Source organism: Herbaspirillum sp. BH-1 (genome assembly GCF_002870055.1).
GTDB classification, from domain to species: domain Bacteria; phylum Pseudomonadota; class Gammaproteobacteria; order Burkholderiales; family Burkholderiaceae_D; genus Herbaspirillum; species Herbaspirillum frisingense.
In genome coordinates, this window is the sequence record NZ_PKOI01000001.1 from 405957 (window position 1) to 424084 (window position 18128).

Below are 18128 nucleotides of genomic sequence, written 5' to 3' on the forward strand. Positions count from 1 at the left end.
CGTCCAGCCGCCAAGCCAGCCTACAGGAGAGTATCCAAATGAGAACCACCGCCAATGATCCCGTCGACGCCGTCCTCGCCGTCGGCCTGAAAGACCTGTGGTATCCGATCTGCCCATCCGAGTTCGTGGCCGAGAAGCCGGTCTCGCTGCGTCGCCTGGGCAAGAAGTTCGTGTTCTGGCGCGAGCCCTCGGGCAAGCTGCATGCCCTGGAAGACCACTGCCCGCACCGTGGCGCACCGCTGTCCATGGGCATCCCCATGGGGGACCGCATCGCCTGTGGCTACCACGGCGTGCAGGTACGCTTCGACGGCGTGGTCACCAGCGTGCCGGGCAGCCCCGGCTGCAAGCTGGAGGGCGCCAAGGCCACGCGTCGCTTCCACGTCACCGAAGCGGCCGGCGCCATCTTCCTCTACAACAGCATGGAAGATATCGACACCCCGCCGCCGCTGCGCCTGCCGGAAGAGCTGACCAGTCCCGAGTATTCCAACTTCCTGTGCTACACCGAATGGAAGGGTGATTACCGCTACGTGCTGGACAACGTGATGGACCCCATGCACGGCACCTTCCTGCACAAGCAGTCGCACTCCATGGCCGAAGGCGACAACACCGCCAGCTTCGGCATCCGCGAGACCGACATCGGCTTCGTCTTCGAGAAGGAAGGCCAGCGCGACGTCAACTTCGACTGGACCGAGTGGGGCGATACCGACCTGCACTGGATGCGCCTGGCCATTCCCTATCCCAAGACCGGCGGCCCGGGTGGCAGCTTCGTCATCATCGGCAGCTACACGCCCATCGTGGACAACATCGCGGCGGTGTTCCACTGGCGCTGCCGCAAGCTGTCCGGCTGGCAGCGCGACACCTGGCGCTTCCTCTACCGCAACCGCCTGGAAGCGCGCCACTGGAACGTGCTGGAACAGGACCGCGTGGTGCTGGAACTGATGGAGCCCGACGCCAACCAGCGCGAGATGCTGTACCAGCACGACATGGGCATCGTGCGCCTGCGCCGTCACCTGCGCGGTCTGGCCAAGGCCCAGCTGGCGCGGGAAGAAGAACTGGCCGCGGCCAAGGCGCCGGTGAAGGCAGCATGAACCACGCAGCAAGCCCGGTCGCCGTGCGCCATGTGAAGACCGACAAGGTCCCCGAGCTGACCACGGCCACCTGGTCCAACTGCCTGGTGGTGGGCGACGAGATCGTGATGTCCGGCATGACTGCGCATCCGGCCTCGCGCCAGCAGACGCTGGACACCTACCAGCAGACGCTGGTGGTGCTGGGCAAGATCCGCGATCTGGTGGAGGCCGCCGGCGGCAGCGTCGGCAGCATCACCAAGCTGGTGATCTATGTCACCGACATCGCGCACAAGGACGAGGTAGGACGCGCCCGGCGCGACTTCTTCGGCACGCCTTATCCGTGCTCGACGCTGGTGGCGGTGAGCGCACTGGTGTTTCCGGAACTGACGGTCGAGATCGATGCCTTTGCGCGCCTGGGTGTCGACCTGCGGCAGGCAGTGGGCGGTTGATGCAAGTGGCAGCAAGTGACAGCAAGTGACAGCAAGTGACACGAGGCGGTTTGAACAATCTGATGTGATGGTGGTGCATTCATGAGCAGTCCTCTTATTTCCGTGCGCGTGCAGGCCATGCGCTTTGAAGCGCAAGGCGTAGTCAGCGTCGAACTGCGCCTGCCCGAGGGCGGCGAGCTGCCGGCCTTCGAGGCCGGTGCGCATATCGACCTGCACCTGGGCAATGGCCTGGTGCGCAGCTATTCGCTGTCGAACTCGCCGACCGAGCGGCATCGCTATGTGGTCGGTGTGCTCAACGACCGGGGCAGTCGCGGTGGTTCGCGCTATGTGCATGAACAACTGCGGGTCGGTGCCAGCCTCACCATCTCGGCACCGCGCAACAATTTCCCGCTGGAAGAAGCGGCGCCACTGTCGGTGCTGATCGCCGGTGGCATCGGTATCACGCCGATTTCCTGCATGTATCACCACCTGCGCGCCCAGGGTCGGGAAGCGGTGTTGCACTACTGCGCCCGCTCGCGCAAGGAAGCGGCCTTCACCGCCGAGCTGCTGGGCGAGCCGGGTGTGTCCAGCCACTTCGATGACGAGGCCGGTGCGCCGCCTGACCTGCGGGCTTTCCTCGCAGCGCATCCGAAGGAGGCGCATTTCTATTGCTGCGGGCCGACGCCTATGCTCAATGCCTTCGAAAACCTGTGCGAAGAACTGGGCCTGCCCAACGTCCACATCGAACGCTTTGCCGCCGAAAAGGTAGAGGCGGTCCAGACCGGCAGCTACGTGGCCGAACTGGCGCGCAGCAAGTCCAGCGTCACCGTCCCGGCCGGCAAGTCGCTGTTGGACGCCTTGCTGGATGCCGGCATCGCAGTCGATCACAGCTGCCGCGAAGGGGTTTGCGGCGCCTGCGAGACCAAGGTGTTGGAGGGTGAACTGGAACATCGCGATGGCGTGCTCAGCAAGGCCGAGCGCGCTTCCGGCAAGACCATGATGGTGTGCGTGTCCGGCTGCAAGGGACAACGCCTGGTGCTGGACCTGTAGCTGGATCTGGATCTGTAATGCAGCGCGGCGCGGGCAGCATTTGCCCGGCCCCATGCCCGTGCTCAGGCACAGGGCATTTTTTTGAGCCTGATGAATTTTGTGGAACGTCGATCCATAGGTGAAACAAATAACACCGGATCACGCACCACCTGGCAAGCGGCGCCCGCCGACCATGCGGGACAGGGCGCCTCGCTTGCCGGCAGAAGTCACCTCTCCTGCGCACGGGGCGCCGGGGAGCAGTGAGTGAATGCGGCCTGGCCGCGTGTTTGGACTTTATTCGTTGAAGGGGAGTTTGATGAAGAAGTTAATGATTGCCGCAGCGGCATCCTGTCTATCGACAGCAGCCTTTGCGCAGAGCAGCGTCACCATCTACGGCAGCCTCGATGCTGGCGTGGCCTATATCAACAACCTCAATGGCGGATCGGTGTCGCGCCTGGATCAGGGCACGATGCAGCCGGATCGTATCGGCTTTCGTGGCACCGAGGACCTGGGCGGCAATCTGAAGGCGATCTTCCAGCTGGAAGCCGGCTTCTACACCGACAGTGGCGGCACGCCCAATTCCTCCAAGCTGTTCAACCGCTACAGCACCATCGGCCTGTCCGGCGACTTCGGCGCGGTGACCCTGGGCCACATGCCGGATGTGGTGTTCGACTACGTAGGCAAGCTGTCCAACGGCTTCCAGCTGACCAACTGGTACCTGTTCCACCCGGGTAACCTGGACAGCCTGGCCAACACCTACCAGTTCGACAATTCGGTGCGCTATACCTCGCCCACCGCAGGCGGCTTCCAGGGTAGCCTGATGTATGGCTTCGGCGAAGTGGCCGGCGACAGCGGCAACGGTCGCAACGTCAGCGCCGGTGCGACCTACACCAATGGCCCGTTCCGCGCGGCCCTGGCGTATTCCAAGCTGAACAACCGTGCCGCTGGTTACGCCGGCACCTTCCTCAGCAGCGTCGGCCTGGGCAATGCGGCGACGGTCTTCAACAGCCTGACCACCACCGCCGGCGGCCTGGGTTACACCATCGGCAGCGTGCGCCTGAACACCGCCTACACCCAGGTCAAGCTGGCCATGCCCAGCGGCGCCACGCCCAAGCAGAAGAACCTGGACCTGGGCGCGGCCTGGCGCTATGCCACGCTGGACACCATCAACTTCGGTTATGGCCTGTCCAAGCTGGAAGGCGCGCGCTGGAACACCTTCAGCCTGTCGCACGTGCATGAGTTCTCCAAGCGCACCCAGTGGTACGTGCAGGCCGCCTACCAGCGTGCCGGCGGCGATGCGCGCTTTGCCGTCATGAACGGTACCGGTGCCAGCGGTTCCACCGGTGTCTCCGGCGGCCAGGGCCAACTGGTCACCACCATCGGCATGCACCACTCGTTCTAAGGCCATCTTTGGATGGCTGGCATTACCTTCTGTGAATAGTCTTGTCTTGCGTATTCCGACCCTGGAGCGGGTTGGGATTTCGTAGTGCCTTGGGCGGAGGAAGTCGCTTTCTCCGCCATTTTTTTATCCAAACCGAATTCATTGCTGGTGGGCATCATGGCATCGTCCCCCCGGCATACTTGCGTTGCGGAGAAAGCCTCATGATTGCAAATCTCAAACTGGGCGCCCGTCTTGGACTGGGCTTCGGACTGGTACTGGCGCTGCTGGCCGGGATCACGGGACTGGCCATCGCCAGCCTGTCCACGCTGCACCAGGGCACGCGCCAGATCGTCGAAGACCGCTACCCGCAGGTCTTGCTGGCCAATGACGTGCTCTTGCGCATCAGCGAGAATGCCAGCGCCATGCGCAACCTGCTGCTGCTGGACGACCACCAGAAACTGATCGAGGAAATCGCCCGCATCGACAAGGGGGAAGCTGCCATCGGCGAAGACCTCGGCAAACTGCAGGCGCGCCTGTCCAGCGAGCAGGGCCGCAAGTCCTTCGCCGAGATATTGTCGCTGCGCGCCAGCTACCGGCAGGGCCAGCAGCGTTTCCTGCAACTGGCCTCCACCGGCGCCACCATGGATGCCACCGAGCTGTTGATGACCAGCCTGCGCCAGGACCAGGACAAGTACATCGCCCGCCTCAAAAGCTATATTTCGGTGGGCACCATGATGATGGAGCGCAGCGGCCAGGAAGCCGCCGACCAGTACCATGGCAAGACCCTGATCATGCTGGCCATCGCTGCGCTGGCGGTGTTGCTGGGTGGCGGCTTTGCCTGGTGGACCACGCGGTCCATCACGCGCCCGGTACGCCATGCAGTGGAGGTGGCGCAGCAGGTGGCCGACGGCAACCTGTGCAGCGAGATCCGGGCCGGTGCGCGTGACGAGATCGGCCAGTTGCTGGAGGCCTTGCGCCAGATGAACGGCAGTCTCACCCGCATCGTGGCCGATGTGCGTGGAGGGGCCGAGACCATCGCCACCGCCTCGGCCGAGATCGCCGGTGGCAACCTGGACCTCTCGGCGCGTACCGAGCAGCAGGCCGGCTCACTGGAAGAAACGGCGGCGGCGATGGAAGAGCTGACCTCCACCGTGCGCCAGAATGCCGAGAACGCGCAGCAGGCCAACCAGCTGGCCTCGGATGCCTCCGGCGTGGCGGCGCGCAGCGGGGAAGTGGTACAGCAGGTGGTGAGCACCATGCAGGGCATCAGCGAGGCCTCGCGCCGCATCGTCGACATCATCGGCGTGATTGACGGCATCGCATTCCAGACCAATATCCTGGCGCTCAATGCGGCGGTGGAAGCGGCCCGTGCCGGCGAGCAGGGCAGGGGCTTTGCCGTGGTGGCATCGGAAGTGCGCTCACTGGCCCAGCGTTCGGCCACGGCGGCCAAGGAGATCAAGGCGCTGATCGACGATTCGGTAGCGCAGGTGGATGCCGGTGGACGCCTGGTGGTACAGGCCGGCACCACGATGGGTGAGGTGGTGGACAGCGTGCGACGGGTGTCGCACATCGTCGGTGAGATCAGCATGGCCACGCAGGAACAGCGCGCCGGTATCGAACAGGTCAATCACGCCATCACCCACATGGATGAAACCACCCAGCAGAACGCGGCGCTGGTAGAACAGGCCGCCGCCGCGGCCCAGTCCTTGCAGGACCAGTCGCAGCGGTTGCGTGAGCTTGTGGGTGTGTTCCGGCTGCAGGACGTGCGACCGGAGCGGACGATGCTTCAGGCCGCCGAGGTGGACGATGAGGAGGCTGTCGCCGCCTTGCCGCGATACAGCACCAGTGTGGCGATCAGCCCGCAGAGGGCGGCAAAGCTCATCCAGTAACCGGGCGCCGCCTTGTCACCGGAGGTCTCGATCAGCCAGGTCGAGACCAGTGGCGTGAAGCCGCCGAAGATGGCAGTGGCCAGGCTGTAGGCCAGCGAGAAACCGACCGTGCGCACATGCGCCGGCATCACCTCGGTGAGCGCCACCACGGCTGCGCCGTTATAGCTGGCATAGAGGAAGGACAGCCACAGTTCGGTGATGAGCAGGTTCTTGAAGCTGATGTCCGAGACCAGCCACGACATGATCGGGTAGGCGGTCAGCAGGGTCAGCACCGTGAAGGCCACCAGCACCGGGCGGCGCCCCACGCGGTCCGACAGCGCGCCCATGACGGGCAGCCAGCAGAAGTTGGACAGGCCCACGCAGAAGGTGACGATGAGGCTATCCGAGGCCGACAGCTTGAGCACGTTCTTGCCGAAGGTGGGGGTGTAGACCGTGATGAGATAGAAGGACACGGTCGTCATCACCACCATCATCATGCCGGCCACCACGATCTTCCAGTTCTGTGCGATGGAGGCCATGATTTCGCCGAAGCGCGGATGGTGCTTGCGGGCCAGGAATTCCTCGGTCTCCTGCAGCGAACGGCGGATGATGAAGATGGCCGGTACGATCAGGCAGCCGATGAAGAAGGGAATGCGCCAGCCCCAGTCGCTGATCTGCGCCGGTGCCAGCGACTGGCTGACCAGATAGCCGATCAGGGCCGAGGCCATGATGGCCGCCTGCTGGCTGGCGGACTGCCAGCTGACGTAAAAGCCCTTGTTGCCGGGCGTGGCCATTTCTGCCAGATAGACCGACACGCCACCCAGTTCCACCCCCGCCGAGAACCCTTGCAGCAGCCGTCCGGTCAGCACCAGGATGGGCGCGGCCACGCCGATGGTGGCGTAGCCCGGCACGAAGGCGATCAGCAGTGTGCCGATGGCCATGATGGCCAGCGTCACGATCAGGCCCTGGCGGCGGCCGACGCGGTCGATGTAGCTGCCCAGGATGATGGCACCCAGGGGACGCATCAGGAAGCCCGCACCGAAGGTGCCGAAGGTCAGGATCAGCGAGACGAACTCATTGTCCGACGGGAAGAAGGTCTTCGAAATGTAGCTGGCATAGAAGCCATACAGGAAGAAGTCGAACATCTCCAGGAAATTGCCGCTGGTCACCCGCAGGACGGTGGACAGCTTGGAGTGTTGGACGCTTGTTGTACTTGTTGTGCTTGTGGTCATGTCGGTCTCTCTCTTCTCTCTTGATTCAGGCGCTGGATCAGCCGTCGATCAGCGCGGCGCCGGATCCAGGCCGGAGGCCTTGATGGCGGCCTCGGCTGCCGGCGAGGCCAGGTATTGCAGCAGTTCCCTGGCGGCCTGCGGCTCCCTGGTGCCGACCACCACGCCTACGGAGAAGGGCGTGAGCTGCTGCGCGCTTTCGGGGATGGGCCCGATGATGTCGATGCCCTTGATCGGCTTGAGCTCGGAGATCTGCTGCAGGCCGACTTCGGCCTCGCCGCGCGCCACCACTTCACCCACCGGCTCGGCCGGGATCATGCGGCCCTTGTAGGCCATCTGCTGGTCGATGCCCAGGCGCTTGAACAGCTTGGTGGAGAGGAACACGCCGCTGGCGCTATCCGAATAGACCACCGAGTGCGCCGTCAGCAGCGTGCGCTTGAAGGCGTCCAGCGTGGAGATATCAGGCCGGGGCGTGCCGGCCTTGACCGCCAGGCCGATGCGCGAGAGCGCCAGCAGCTTGTGCTCGGAGCGCGACACCTTGCCCTCGGCCACCAGCTTGTCCAGAGAGTCACCGACCATGATCACCACGTCGACAGGTTCACCGCGCTTGAGTCGGTTGGGAATGGCCTGCGGGGTTTCGCCCATGGACGGCCCCCAGCCTGAGATGAGCTTGTGGCCGGTCTTCTTTTCGAAGTCCGGGGCCAGTGCCTTGTAGGCGGCGGCAAAACCGCCCGAGCTGACCACGTGGAGATCGGCTGCGGCGGCCAGGCTGCTGGCGGCACCGATGATCAGGGCCAGCGCGCTGCGCTGGAGGACGGAATGGGTGAGGATGTTTTTCATGGGATCTCCGGATTGGCGTTTTTAATTTGAGGTAGGGAATGAGACCCGGCAGTTTGCGGAGTATCCTTTGAAAAGTTAATTGCATTTAATCTTGGGATTGATAAAAAATGCGCATCAATATCGAGACCTCCGAATTGCAGGCTTTCATCGCCGTGGCGCGCCAATCCAGCTTCCGGGCGGCGGCCGAGGGTCTGTTCATCACCCAGCCGGCGCTGAGCCGGCGCATCGAGAACCTGGAACAGGCGCTGCAGGAGCGCCTGTTCGACCGCACCACCCGGCGCGTTTCCCTGACCCCGGCCGGCGAGCTGTTCCTGGTGCACGCCCAGGCGGTGATGGAAGAACTGGAACTGGCCGTCAAGAGCGTGGAGCAGGGCATGGCGCAGCGCCGCCAGCATGTGACGGTGGCCTGCGTGCCTTCGGTGGCCAACAACCTGCTGCCGCTGGTATTGAAGCCCTATGCGCGCAGCCATCCCAATGTGCGGGTGCGCATCATCGACGAGAGCGCGGCCGACGTGCTGGAAAGCGTGCGCAAGGGCGAGGCGGACTTCGGCGTGAACTTCATCGGCGCACAGGAAGCCGAGATCGATTTCGAGGAGCTGACCCGCGAGCGCTACCTGGCAGTCATGCCGGCCCATCACCCGCTGGCCGCACATGCCACCCTGAACTGGAAATCGCTGGCCGGGGAAAAGCTGGTCTCGGTCTCGTCCAGCAGCGGTAACCGCAGCCTGATCGACAATGCCTTCGCCCGCGTACCGCAGCGCCCGGTGATCCAGTACGAGACCAATCACGTGGCCGGCGCCATCAGCCTGGTCGCCGCCGGCCTGGGCGTAGCCCTGCTGCCGGAGCTGGCGCTGCGCAACGCCCCCTACAAGGGCATCGTGGCGCGCCCGGTGACCAGCCCGGTCCTGAGCCGCGCCATGGGCCTGATCAGCCTGAAGGGACGGGTACTCAACCCGGCCGCAGCGACGCTGGCCCAGGCGTTGCGCGATGCGATCATGACCAGGGGCAAGAGATCGTCAGCGCGGGAAGGCTGACCCTGGCCGGACTGCCTATTTTTTGTGCGGTTTATTGGGAGGGCAGGCGGGGACGCCGCTTGCGCATCGGGGAAATGGGTTATCCACAAATTTATGCACATAAATCGTGGATAAGTTTCCTGTAATGACGGGGCTTCTCGCGGGATTGCGTAAATTGTTTGCAAAATCGCGGCCCATAAAAAAGGCCCTCGCTGGGGAGGGCCTTTTTGGGGTGTTCTTGTCTGGTCCGGAGGCAGGTTTTCCTGCCTGGCAGGGCTGCCGAATTCCGAAGAGGGGGCGATTATATAGGCTCTGACAAAAAAATGAAACTGCTCTTTGCAGAAAAAAGATCGGTTTGCTGGCGGGCGGTGTGGGAGCGTTGATCCGGGGGATTTTTCACCGGTTTCCGGGGATGGGTGCAAGGAAACGGGTTTGTCTGAACGGGTGTTCGGTGGCGAACGGATCAGCGGGATTCCTGAGCGAAAGGGTAGCCGGCCTCGTAGAGAAGCCATCCCTGACCTTGCGCGCAGTTGACCTCCCGGTACATGAATGCCTTGACCACCTGTTCCCGCCCGAGGGCGCATGGTTCGCCTTTGCGCAGGATGAAGGCCACCTCGTCGGCCTCGTTGGCGGCTTTGAATACGCTGACGTCCTGAGTCGCCCGCCACCGGCCTTCGGGCTTGCTGCAGCCAAGGAGGCTCAGCATGCAGAGGATGGGGAGGATGAGTTTCATTGCTTGGGGTAGGGGTTGTCTTGAGTCAGGATCGATAACACCTTTGGCGGCTGTCGAGAGACTGACTTCATTTCTTCCCCGGTAATAACCCGGCAGAGAGATAACTGCGAATGAGCTGGTCATACACCGAAACATCGCTTCGGCTCCGAGCGATCAATTGGGCGCCTGCGACTGCCGAAAAAATGGCTTCTGCGCGGCTGCCGCATTCCTTGGCAGGTATCGCGGCCTGACTGACAAGCATACGTTTCAACCACGCGACATTGACCTCGGCGAATTTTCGCACCTCACTCTTGATCTCTTCGGGAAGATCGTCCATTTCGGCTGCCAGGAAACTACACAGGCAGATGCGATTGTCCCGGTCGAGGGCAGTGCGGAAGGTGTCGGGATATCTGCGCAGGCATTCCAGCGGGGAGCCTGCGGTTTCTTCTATCGTCCGTAGCGTCGCCTCGGAATCTTCCCAGTAGCGCCTGGCTACTGCAGCGCCAAGCGCCGCCTTGCTGGCGAAATGATGATAGACGCTGGCCGCCTTGATGCCGACGGCACTGGCCAGATCGCGAACGTTCAGCCCATTGTAGCCATGCGCCTGTGCAATCCTTGTGGCCTCCACAAGGATCTTTTCCCTTGAGTTGGCTCCTGCTTCGATTTTCACTGTGGCTCCTTGCAAAAAAAGCGTTGACACGCCGGAGTATAACGCAATATCGTTAACCTATCGAACGTTAGGTAGGTTTCGATCAGATCTTTTTTCTTTTCATTGATTCCAGGAGCAGGCAATGACATCCACCCCGACACACGTTGAGCCCAATAGCTCTCCCTCCATGACGGTCTACGACTTCCCCGTAGGTCCTTACCCGACACGCGTTCGCATCGCCATCGCAGAAAAGGGGCTGCAAGATAAGGTCCGGTTCAAGATGGTCGATCTGTACAAGGGCGAGCACAAGACGCCGGAATTCATCGCGCAAAAGAATTACTCGGGCACGCTGCCCGTCCTGGAGCTGGCAGATGGCACGCTCATCGCGGAATGCACGGCCATCACGCAGTATCTCGATACGCTGGACGGTTCGCCCAGCCTGACAGGCAATACGCCATTGGAGCAGGGATTGATCCACATGATGAGCAAGCGGGTGGAGATTGAAGTGCTGGACGCCATCAGCGTCTATTTCCACCACGGCACACCTGGCCTGGGGCCGTTGGTGGAGCTGTATCAAAATCCGGAGTGGGGGTTCCGTCAACGTGACAAGGCGATCCGGGGTATGCATTACTTTGACAAGGTGCTGCAGCGACACGCGTACGTTGCGGGAGAGAGTTTTTCGATGGCCGACATCACCCTCATTGGCGGCCTGGTATTTGCCGCCATCGTGAAGCTGGAGATTCCAGCGGAATGCAGAGCGCTTCTTTCCTGGTACGAGAGAATGAAAGAGCGCAATAGCGTGGCGAGTCAGCCGGCGTTTGCCGGTTAAACAGACTTTCCGGGTGGCGGGAGGGAGAGGGTATTTTGCAGCAGGTGCGATGCGTGGATGGTCGGTGTCGGGCCGTTGGCGGACTTTAAGTCAATCTTCTTTTATTGCTGAAAGAAGCCAACTGGCCAATTCCTTCGGCCAGACGGTTTCATCGGTCGTTTGCAGTTCCTCCAGAGACCACCACCTGTGTTCCACCATCACTTGTTTTTCATGCGAGGTCCACTGGGAGTCACGAACACGCGTGCTCCCGGCTCGTACCAGGAAATATCGTTCATCCGAGATCACATGTTCGCCGTCGGGCAGTTGCAAAACGAAGCGGCGCTCGGCAACGTGCTCGCCGGGGACGGGCATCGTCATCCCCGTCTCTTCACGTAATTCCCGGACCGCGGCTTGTTCATGGCTTTCTCCGGGCTCCAGGCCTCCGCCAGGGGTCGCCCAGTGGTCTTGGCTGGCTAATGCGCCTGTCTTGTGCTGGAATCTGAACAGAAGAACGCGGTGTGCCTTATCGATGACGATCAGGCGGGCTGAGGAGCGAATCCGCAATGCGGGCTGGGGACTTCGTTCTTGATGCATTTTTTGGGGTTCAACGTATGAGGTGGGCGGAGAAACAGTTTGTTCAATCAGCAGAGCTGCGTCTGGTCTGAGGTTGACCTGAGTTCCAGGGGGGGCTGGTGGTTTTCCCATTGATCAGTGCTGGTCGGTTTTTTTCCTGCAGTTGTCCGGCGACGGCTCACACAGGCTGCCGAGAAATTCGAGGGCTTCAGCTTCCAATTGCTGGAACCCAGGTTCCTCGATGGGAAAATGACCGCAGTTCTCCAGCATGACGAATCGCTTCTGGCCCCCTACACGTTCCAGGAACTGCAGGCTGGAGGCCGCATCCGTCCATCTATCCTGTGCCGGGTGCAGCAGCAGGATCGGGCAATGATCGAAGCGCTCAGGGTCCTTGTCCGGCTGCACGGTGAAGATCGATTGCATGAAACGGATCGGCACCCGGCGCCCGCCTCCGAAGGGATCAGCCGCCACGACGCGACTCAGCGCCGGGTTGTTTGACATCGCATGCATCCGGGTGAACCACTTGATCGGAAGTTTCACGTTGCCTGCCAGCGCGCTCAGCAAGGGCATCATCGGCATCAGGGCCAACATCACGCGATTGCGTGCGAACTGGCGCTTGACCAAGGCTGTCTGGGGGTCTGCCAGTGTGGTCGCGATAACGCCCGCCACCATGCCTTTGTCCAGCCGCGCCGCGACCAGGTACGCCAGGTAGCCGCCGAGGCTCGCTCCGCACAGCACCACCGGTCGCCTGGTATCGGCATGCAGCTTTGCTACCAGCGCACAGAGCAATTCGATCCATGCTTCATAGCGGATCATCGTCGTCGGCGCGTGGCTTAATCCATATCCAGGAAGATCGGGAGCGATGACGTCGTACCCGGCGCGATGCAAGACGGCGCCGACGGGCGCAAGCATGCGGCCGTAGCCACCGCCGCCATGTATCAGTAACACCGTCAGTGGCGACGTATCGCAAGCAAAACGATCAAGATGGATGTCGGCATCGCGCCACGAAAAGTAGGACTCGACCGGGGCATTGTCATCACCGATACGCGCATATTCAGGGAAGAAGGCCTGATACCGCTTCCAGTAATCATCGGTGCTGTAGCTGGATGGATGCATGCGTGTTGTGGGCGGCCTGCATCATGGGGATGACGGGCCGCCTTTCAAAGGTCCGCCAATATAACACCAGGCGCAAGAAGTCCGGTTTGCGGATGTCTCCCGCTGGCCGATAGCAGATGGTCGCGGGCAGGCCACGCGGTCGACTGAGCCTCGGGAGTCGGCCCGCCATCGTTGCCGGCGCCGGCCTGAACATCTATTCATTTTTCGATTAGATATTGTTCATGTTTGTGGGATTCCGCCAAAAATTGGTGAGATCTAATATGCGTTCCAAGCAAGGCATTCAGCCTGGAGACCTGACGAAGAGACGTCATTGCCAGCCGATGCATTGCGATCCAGCGCATCGATATTCGTCCAAAGGAACGCATCATGAAACTCAGCAACAAAGTGGCATTTATCACCGGTGGCACCTCAGGCATCGGCCTGGAAACCGCAAAGCTGTTCCAGGCGGAAGGGGCCAGCATCGTGTTGGTCGGTTCGAACGCCGAACGTCTGGCCGAAGCGGGCAAGGCGCTCCATGGCAAGGCTGTGTTGATCCAGGCCGATATCCGCAAGGTGTCCGACATCGAACGTGCGGTAGAAGAGACCCGTCGCAAGTTCGGCAAGATCGACGTGGTGTTTGCCAACGCCGGTGCCAGCACGGTCGCCCCTCTCGACGCGGTCACCGAGGACTACATCAACGACAACATCGCGTTGAACTTCACCGGTACCTTCTTCACGATCCAGAAAACCACCGCCTTGATGAGTGCGGGCGGTAGCGTGATCGTCACGACCTCTTTCCTCAACACCATCGGCTATCCCGGTCTGTCCATCCTGGCAGCTACCAAGGCGGCGACGCGCTCCCTGGTGCGCACCCTGGGTGCTGAACTGGCATCGCGTGGCATTCGCGTGAATGCCGTCAGCCCGGGCGCGATCGCCACGCCCTTCTACAGCAAGATTGGCCTGCCTGACGACGTGCTGGCCCAGGTCGCTGCGAGCATCACCGACAAGGTCCCTCTCAAACGGTTCGGCCAAGCGGAGGAACTCGCCAAGACCGCATTGTTCCTGGCCAGCAATGATTCGTCGTACACCACTGGTACCGAACTGGTTGTCGATGGCGGACTGACCCAGTTCTGAGGCGCGGAAACGATTCGCCGCCCTGCGGAGCAGCCCCGGTCCTGGCGGATCGGGGCTGGGATCATTGGGGGCTGTCAAGAGTAGAATTGCTTTTTCATATTTTTCTCAGAGTGCCACTTGGACAGACTAGAAGCCATGGCAATGCTGGTGGCGGCGGTGGAGGAGGGCAGCCTGTCGGCCGCTGCCAGAAAGCTGAATATTCCAGTTGCCACGCTCACCCGGAACGTCAATGACCTGGAAAGCGCGCTGGGTACGCGCTTGCTCGTCAGGACGACGCGTAAGCTCGCGTTGACGGATGCGGGGGATGAATATGTGGTGGTGGCCAAACGTATCCTCGAGGAAGTGGATGAACTGGAGAGACGCGCCGCCGGCGAATTCACGACACCGCGAGGGGAGTTGGTGGTTGCTTCCCCGGTACAGGTCGCGCGTCTGAGGGTGCTGCCGGTCATCAATCAGTTTCTGGCGCTGCACCCCGAGATTCGCATTCGCTTGATACAGTCTGACAGGGTCATTGACCTGGTCGATGAGCGAGCCGACGTCGCAATCCGTGTTGGCCGGCTGCGTGACAGCAGTTTGATCGCAACCAGGGTCGGCACATTGCGGGTGGTGACGGTGGCGAGTCCCGCTTTCCTGGAAAAGTATGGTCGTCCCCAGACGCCCGACGACTTGCGCAACTTGCCTTGTGTCGTGTTCGACAGCCCCAGTCTTTCGCCCTGGCGTTATCTATGTCGTCATACGGGACAGGCCTTTACGGTTGCCGATACGCCGCGGCTGCTCGTTTCGTCCCCGGATGCCGCAGTCGATGCTGCGATTGATGGCATTGGTGTGACATTTGTTCTCGAGCACGATGTGCACGACGCAATCATCGCGGGAAAGCTGCACTATATCTTGCAAGCGTTCGAGATTGAACCGATCCCGATCCACGTGGTTTATCTCTCCAGAGAGGGGATCCCCGCCAAGCTACGGCGATTCATTGATTACGCCGTGCCACAGCTGCGCAGATTGCTTGCGGAATTCGGACGCATTCCTGCTGAGTAAGTCCCTTCGGCTCCCATACCATCACCCGATACGGCAGCTGCGCAGACCGCGCTGGCTGTGATGGTCTATTGCGGCGTTCTGTCATCACGCTTGGTGTTCCTCTCTTCTGCCAGCTAGCGCTCGGCCAGGACTGGCCTTGATTGGCGCAGCGTCAACGCGCCTTATTGTTCGCCTTGCCTAGTCATTTCTTGATCAGATGTTTGTCGAGTTTACGTAATTCCGCTTCAAATCTGTCAGGAGCATGATTGGTCGCAGGTGAAACGATCCGCCTAGCCAAATGGCCGAATCGGTTTGCTGATGGAGAAAAACCCGATTCGCATTTTTGCTTGTCGATTTTCTCGGCCGCTCAAACTAATCCATGTGAGATAAATGAAATGAAGCTCGTGAACAAAGTTGCACGTAACCCTGGTATCCAACCTGATGCTGGTGCGCCTTATGCGAAAGTTTGCCTGGGGAAGTCGGCGCTCGCTGTCATGGTGGCCGTCATCGGACTGATGTCTCAGGAACAGGCTCAGGCGCAGGTATCGATCAGCGGCGCGAGGCTGCCCCTGAACGCGGCCGTTATTGCCGCGCAGACGGCCGTGGAGACCTGCAAAGCCAATGGCTATGACGTCACCGCGACGGTCGTTGACGTATCGGGGACGCCGCAGGTTGTTCTGCGTGGTGACCATGCGGTGATCCACACCAAGGACAGCAGTTTCCGTAAAGCCTATACGGTAGTGACCATGGGGCCGATCTTCCATGTCGATACGACCAGTGGCTATATCGGTGTCCTGTCGAAGTATCCGCCGCTGCTCGCTCAGTCGCTGGCCAGCACTCCGAATGTCACGGCCTTGCCTGGCGGGGTGGCGTTCAAGGTGGGCGACGAGACGATCGCCGGGCTCGGTGTGGGCGGCTCGCCGGGTGGTGACAAGGATGAAGTGTGTGCCCAGGCCGGTGTGGCAAAGGTGGCGGAGCTTCTGAAGAAATAAAGTGACACCGTAGCGTGGCTAATACCTCCTGTCATTGATCGCCACGTTATCTGGCGACATGACCCATGACTGACACCAGTGACACGACTGACACAGTCCCTCAATATCATTTATATCAAGACATCATGAACATCAAAGAAGTATTCATTGCAGCAGGCCTGTCGTTGGGCCTGTCTGCAATTGCACATGCCGCGGACAAGAAGCCTGTGCATGAAGGCCCGTCGGTGAGCATCCCTGCCAGCGACATCCAGTTCATTGATACCGGCGTGAAGTCGGACGGCAAGGAGCTCCAGGCCGGGCCTGCCTACGGCAACCTGGCAAATGGACGCCACGGTACTTTCGTTCGCGCGCCGGCTGGCTTCAAGAGCGCTCCACATACGCACAGCGAGGACTACTATGCCGTGGTCTTGAAGGGTGTCGGTGCCAATTATCAGGCCGGTGGGAAAGTTGTTCCGCTTCCGGTGGGTTCCTACTGGTTTCAACGTGGTGAAGAGTCGCACGTCACGGAGTGCATCTCGGATACCGATTGCCTGTTCTTCCTTGTGCAGCCCGGGAAATTTGATTATGTGCTGAGCAAATAACCAAAGCGAGCTCCATTCTCTGCCCACAGATCTGTTTCGCACAGAGCGCCTCATCAAGGTGCAGCGGTTGGTTGCGATAAGCAGGGATGGACGCCAGCCCAACAAAAAGCCCGCTGTGTCAGCAGACACGCGGGCTTTAGAACATCTTTGAACTTCATTGAATACTGGTTGGTGCCGGGAGCCGGGAATCGAATCGGTACGCCTAATTTCCTAAAACCCTTTATCCTCTTGGGTTTTAAGCCGATTGTCTGGTCTAGAGTGGGTTTGCAGTGGGGTAATTACTGAGGTAATCTCCCCGTGAAAATTACTCTAGGCGTTCTTAAGGTGACCCTTAAACACTCTTTCGCCCGAGGGGGCGTAATCTACTACCAGCGAGCAGTCCCTGCCGATCTTCACGAGAGGTACGGGGCTAAGAGACTCAAGATAAGCCTCGAGACCGCAGACGTCAGGATTGCTGCTAGGAAAATTGAGGCGCTGGATAAGCAGTTTGAGGCAGAGTGGGCGTTGCTTCGGGAGGCCCCGCAGGCTGCCCCGAAGGGGGTACGTGAGCAGGCCGAGCAGCTCCTGAGAACCTGGGGGCTAGATGCCGCGCCAGCACAGAACGATCCCATCGCGCAAAGCCTTTTCCATGACCACCTGGACGACAAGCGGGGCAGATACGCTAATGGGGATGAGACTGTCTATTGGAATGCCGATGGCCGGAAATACCTCACGCCCGTGGAAATCAAGGCCGCGCAGATGCTTGCCGGAAGCGCGCAGGCGACACTGAGCGATGCTCTTGAGTTATATCTGAAGGTCCATCCCAAGCGAGATCAAGCGAAGTTTGCGGCAGACGCCCGCAGATCATTTCAAGGTCTTATCGATGCGGTCGGGGATAAGCCGCTAAGTGAGCTGACTCGGGAGGACGCGCACGGCTATGTCTCCAAGCAGCAAGAGAAGGGGCACAAGACAGCGACGATCAGACGCAATCTCAATAGCATCAAAGCCATTGTTGAACTGTATTTCCGAGAGAAGGAAATCCATCGGCAGAATCCATTCTCTGCGCTGCCAATTCCCGGCGAGGGTTCGGATAGCAAAAAGCGCCGCCCCTTTTCAAATATAGAGTTGCGCGAGTTGGTTGCACGTTGCAGGCAAATCGATGACGATATCCGGTGGCTAATCGCCATGCTTGCTGATACCGGAGCGCGCCTTGCAGAGATAACGGGCCTAGTGCTGGAGGACATCGTGTTGGATGGGGATATCCCCCACGTTGTCATTCAGCCGCACCCTTGGCGCTCCCTGAAGAACAAAGATAGTGAGCGTAAGGTGCCACTGGTGGGGGCTGCGCTTTGGGCCGCGAGGAGAGTTGTAGAGACCGCTTCAGAAGGTCAAAAATTTGCGTTCCCTCGGTATGCTTCTCTGGAAGGAACTAAGGCAACACATGCCTCGAACACCATTGCCGATTGGATTCGTAGCATCTCGGTCGAAGGCCGCAAGATGGATCATACGGCCCATGAGTTAAGGCATACCGTGGCGGATCGTCTGCGTGACGTTCAATGTCCTGAAGATATACGCTATGCAATTGGCGGATGGGCCTTGCAGGAAGTGGGAGCAAAATACGGGACTGGATACGGACTTAGCGTGAAAGCTGAGTGGTTGAGTAAAATAATAGAGTAGCCCTGCGCTACAGACGTCGGCCTCCCGGCAGGCGACAAAATAATGGGGGCAAGAAG

The 18128-nt window shown here is 60.7% G+C and carries 18 protein-coding genes; 12 read left to right on the forward strand and 6 right to left on the reverse strand.

What is annotated here, in order from left to right; translation table 11 throughout:
- Positions 1-38: 38 nt before the first annotated feature.
- From HBH1_RS01820 to HBH1_RS01840, 5 genes are all read left to right on the forward strand, one after another.
- A complete protein-coding gene (locus HBH1_RS01820; protein WP_077237866.1) occupies positions 39-1088 on the forward strand; it encodes an aromatic ring-hydroxylating oxygenase subunit alpha in 1050 nt (349 codons plus the stop codon).
- Complete coding sequence (locus HBH1_RS01825; RefSeq protein ID WP_102661349.1) at positions 1085-1516, forward strand: RidA family protein; 432 nt, start codon at positions 1085-1087, stop codon at positions 1514-1516. The genes HBH1_RS01820 and HBH1_RS01825 overlap by 4 nt, the downstream gene beginning before the upstream one ends.
- Positions 1517-1597: 81 nt before the next feature.
- On the forward strand, positions 1598-2545 hold the full coding sequence (locus HBH1_RS01830; RefSeq protein WP_102661350.1) for a PDR/VanB family oxidoreductase: 948 nt from the start codon (positions 1598-1600) through the stop codon (positions 2543-2545).
- A 307-nt stretch (positions 2546-2852) separates the two neighbouring features.
- Complete coding sequence (locus HBH1_RS01835; protein ID WP_102661351.1) at positions 2853-3926, forward strand: porin; 1074 nt, start codon at positions 2853-2855, stop codon at positions 3924-3926.
- 200 nt (positions 3927-4126) lie between these two features.
- Positions 4127-5794 carry a methyl-accepting chemotaxis protein gene (locus tag HBH1_RS01840; protein WP_102661352.1) on the forward strand — a complete coding sequence of 556 codons (1668 nt, stop codon included), beginning with the start codon at positions 4127-4129 and terminating at the stop codon, positions 5792-5794.
- Here the strand turns inward: HBH1_RS01840 and HBH1_RS01845 are convergent.
- Complete coding sequence (locus HBH1_RS01845) at positions 5692-7005, reverse strand: MFS transporter (protein WP_102661353.1); 1314 nt, start codon at positions 7003-7005, stop codon at positions 5692-5694. The two genes, HBH1_RS01840 and HBH1_RS01845, sit on opposite strands and share 103 nt — an antisense overlap.
- A 48-nt stretch (positions 7006-7053) precedes the next feature.
- On the reverse strand, positions 7054-7842 hold the full coding sequence (locus tag HBH1_RS01850; protein WP_102661354.1) for a substrate-binding domain-containing protein: 789 nt from the start codon (positions 7840-7842) through the stop codon (positions 7054-7056).
- A 107-nt stretch (positions 7843-7949) separates the two neighbouring features.
- Between HBH1_RS01850 and HBH1_RS01855 the strand changes: the two genes are divergently transcribed.
- Positions 7950-8876: a LysR family transcriptional regulator gene (locus HBH1_RS01855; protein WP_102661355.1), complete on the forward strand. Its 927-nt coding sequence runs from the start codon at positions 7950-7952 to the stop codon at positions 8874-8876.
- A gap of 442 nt (positions 8877-9318) precedes the next feature.
- Here the strand turns inward: HBH1_RS01855 and HBH1_RS01860 are convergent, their stop codons facing one another.
- Entirely contained in the window at positions 9319-9588 is a 270-nt protein-coding gene (locus HBH1_RS01860; protein ID WP_146012807.1) for a hypothetical protein, read from the reverse strand.
- 67 nt (positions 9589-9655) lie between these two features.
- Positions 9656-10237: a TetR/AcrR family transcriptional regulator gene (locus HBH1_RS01865; RefSeq protein WP_102661357.1), complete on the reverse strand. Its 582-nt coding sequence runs from the start codon at positions 10235-10237 to the stop codon at positions 9656-9658.
- Between the two features lie 121 nt (positions 10238-10358).
- Between HBH1_RS01865 and HBH1_RS01870 the strand changes: the two genes are divergently transcribed.
- On the forward strand, positions 10359-11045 hold the full coding sequence (locus tag HBH1_RS01870; protein ID WP_233207491.1) for a glutathione S-transferase: 687 nt from the start codon (positions 10359-10361) through the stop codon (positions 11043-11045).
- A gap of 90 nt (positions 11046-11135) precedes the next feature.
- Here HBH1_RS01870 and HBH1_RS01875 read toward each other — a convergent pair whose 3' ends face one another.
- Positions 11136-11729 carry an NUDIX hydrolase gene (locus tag HBH1_RS01875; protein WP_233207492.1) on the reverse strand — a complete coding sequence of 198 codons (594 nt, stop codon included), beginning with the start codon at positions 11727-11729 and terminating at the stop codon, positions 11136-11138.
- 3 nt (positions 11730-11732) lie between these two features.
- Complete coding sequence (locus HBH1_RS01880; RefSeq protein WP_102661358.1) at positions 11733-12713, reverse strand: alpha/beta hydrolase; 981 nt, start codon at positions 12711-12713, stop codon at positions 11733-11735.
- Between the two features lie 366 nt (positions 12714-13079).
- Between HBH1_RS01880 and HBH1_RS01885 the strand changes: the two genes are divergently transcribed.
- The 5 genes from HBH1_RS01885 to HBH1_RS01905 all read left to right on the forward strand — a co-directional run bounded on the left by HBH1_RS01885 (position 13080) and on the right by HBH1_RS01905 (position 18072).
- Positions 13080-13826, forward strand: a complete 747-nt coding sequence (locus tag HBH1_RS01885) for an SDR family oxidoreductase (RefSeq protein WP_102661359.1) — start codon at positions 13080-13082, stop codon at positions 13824-13826.
- A gap of 135 nt (positions 13827-13961) precedes the next feature.
- On the forward strand, positions 13962-14864 hold the full coding sequence (locus HBH1_RS01890) for a LysR family transcriptional regulator (RefSeq protein WP_102661360.1): 903 nt from the start codon (positions 13962-13964) through the stop codon (positions 14862-14864).
- A gap of 245 nt (positions 14865-15109) precedes the next feature.
- Positions 15110-15835 carry a GlcG/HbpS family heme-binding protein gene (locus HBH1_RS01895; protein ID WP_233207493.1) on the forward strand — a complete coding sequence of 242 codons (726 nt, stop codon included), beginning with the start codon at positions 15110-15112 and terminating at the stop codon, positions 15833-15835.
- Positions 15836-15900: 65 nt separating this feature from the next.
- Positions 15901-16416 carry a DUF4437 domain-containing protein gene (locus tag HBH1_RS01900; protein ID WP_102661362.1) on the forward strand — a complete coding sequence of 172 codons (516 nt, stop codon included), beginning with the start codon at positions 15901-15903 and terminating at the stop codon, positions 16414-16416.
- A 297-nt stretch (positions 16417-16713) separates the two neighbouring features.
- A complete protein-coding gene (locus HBH1_RS01905; protein WP_102661363.1) occupies positions 16714-18072 on the forward strand; it encodes a phage integrase in 1359 nt (452 codons plus the stop codon).
- Positions 18073-18128: the final 56 nt, after the last annotated feature.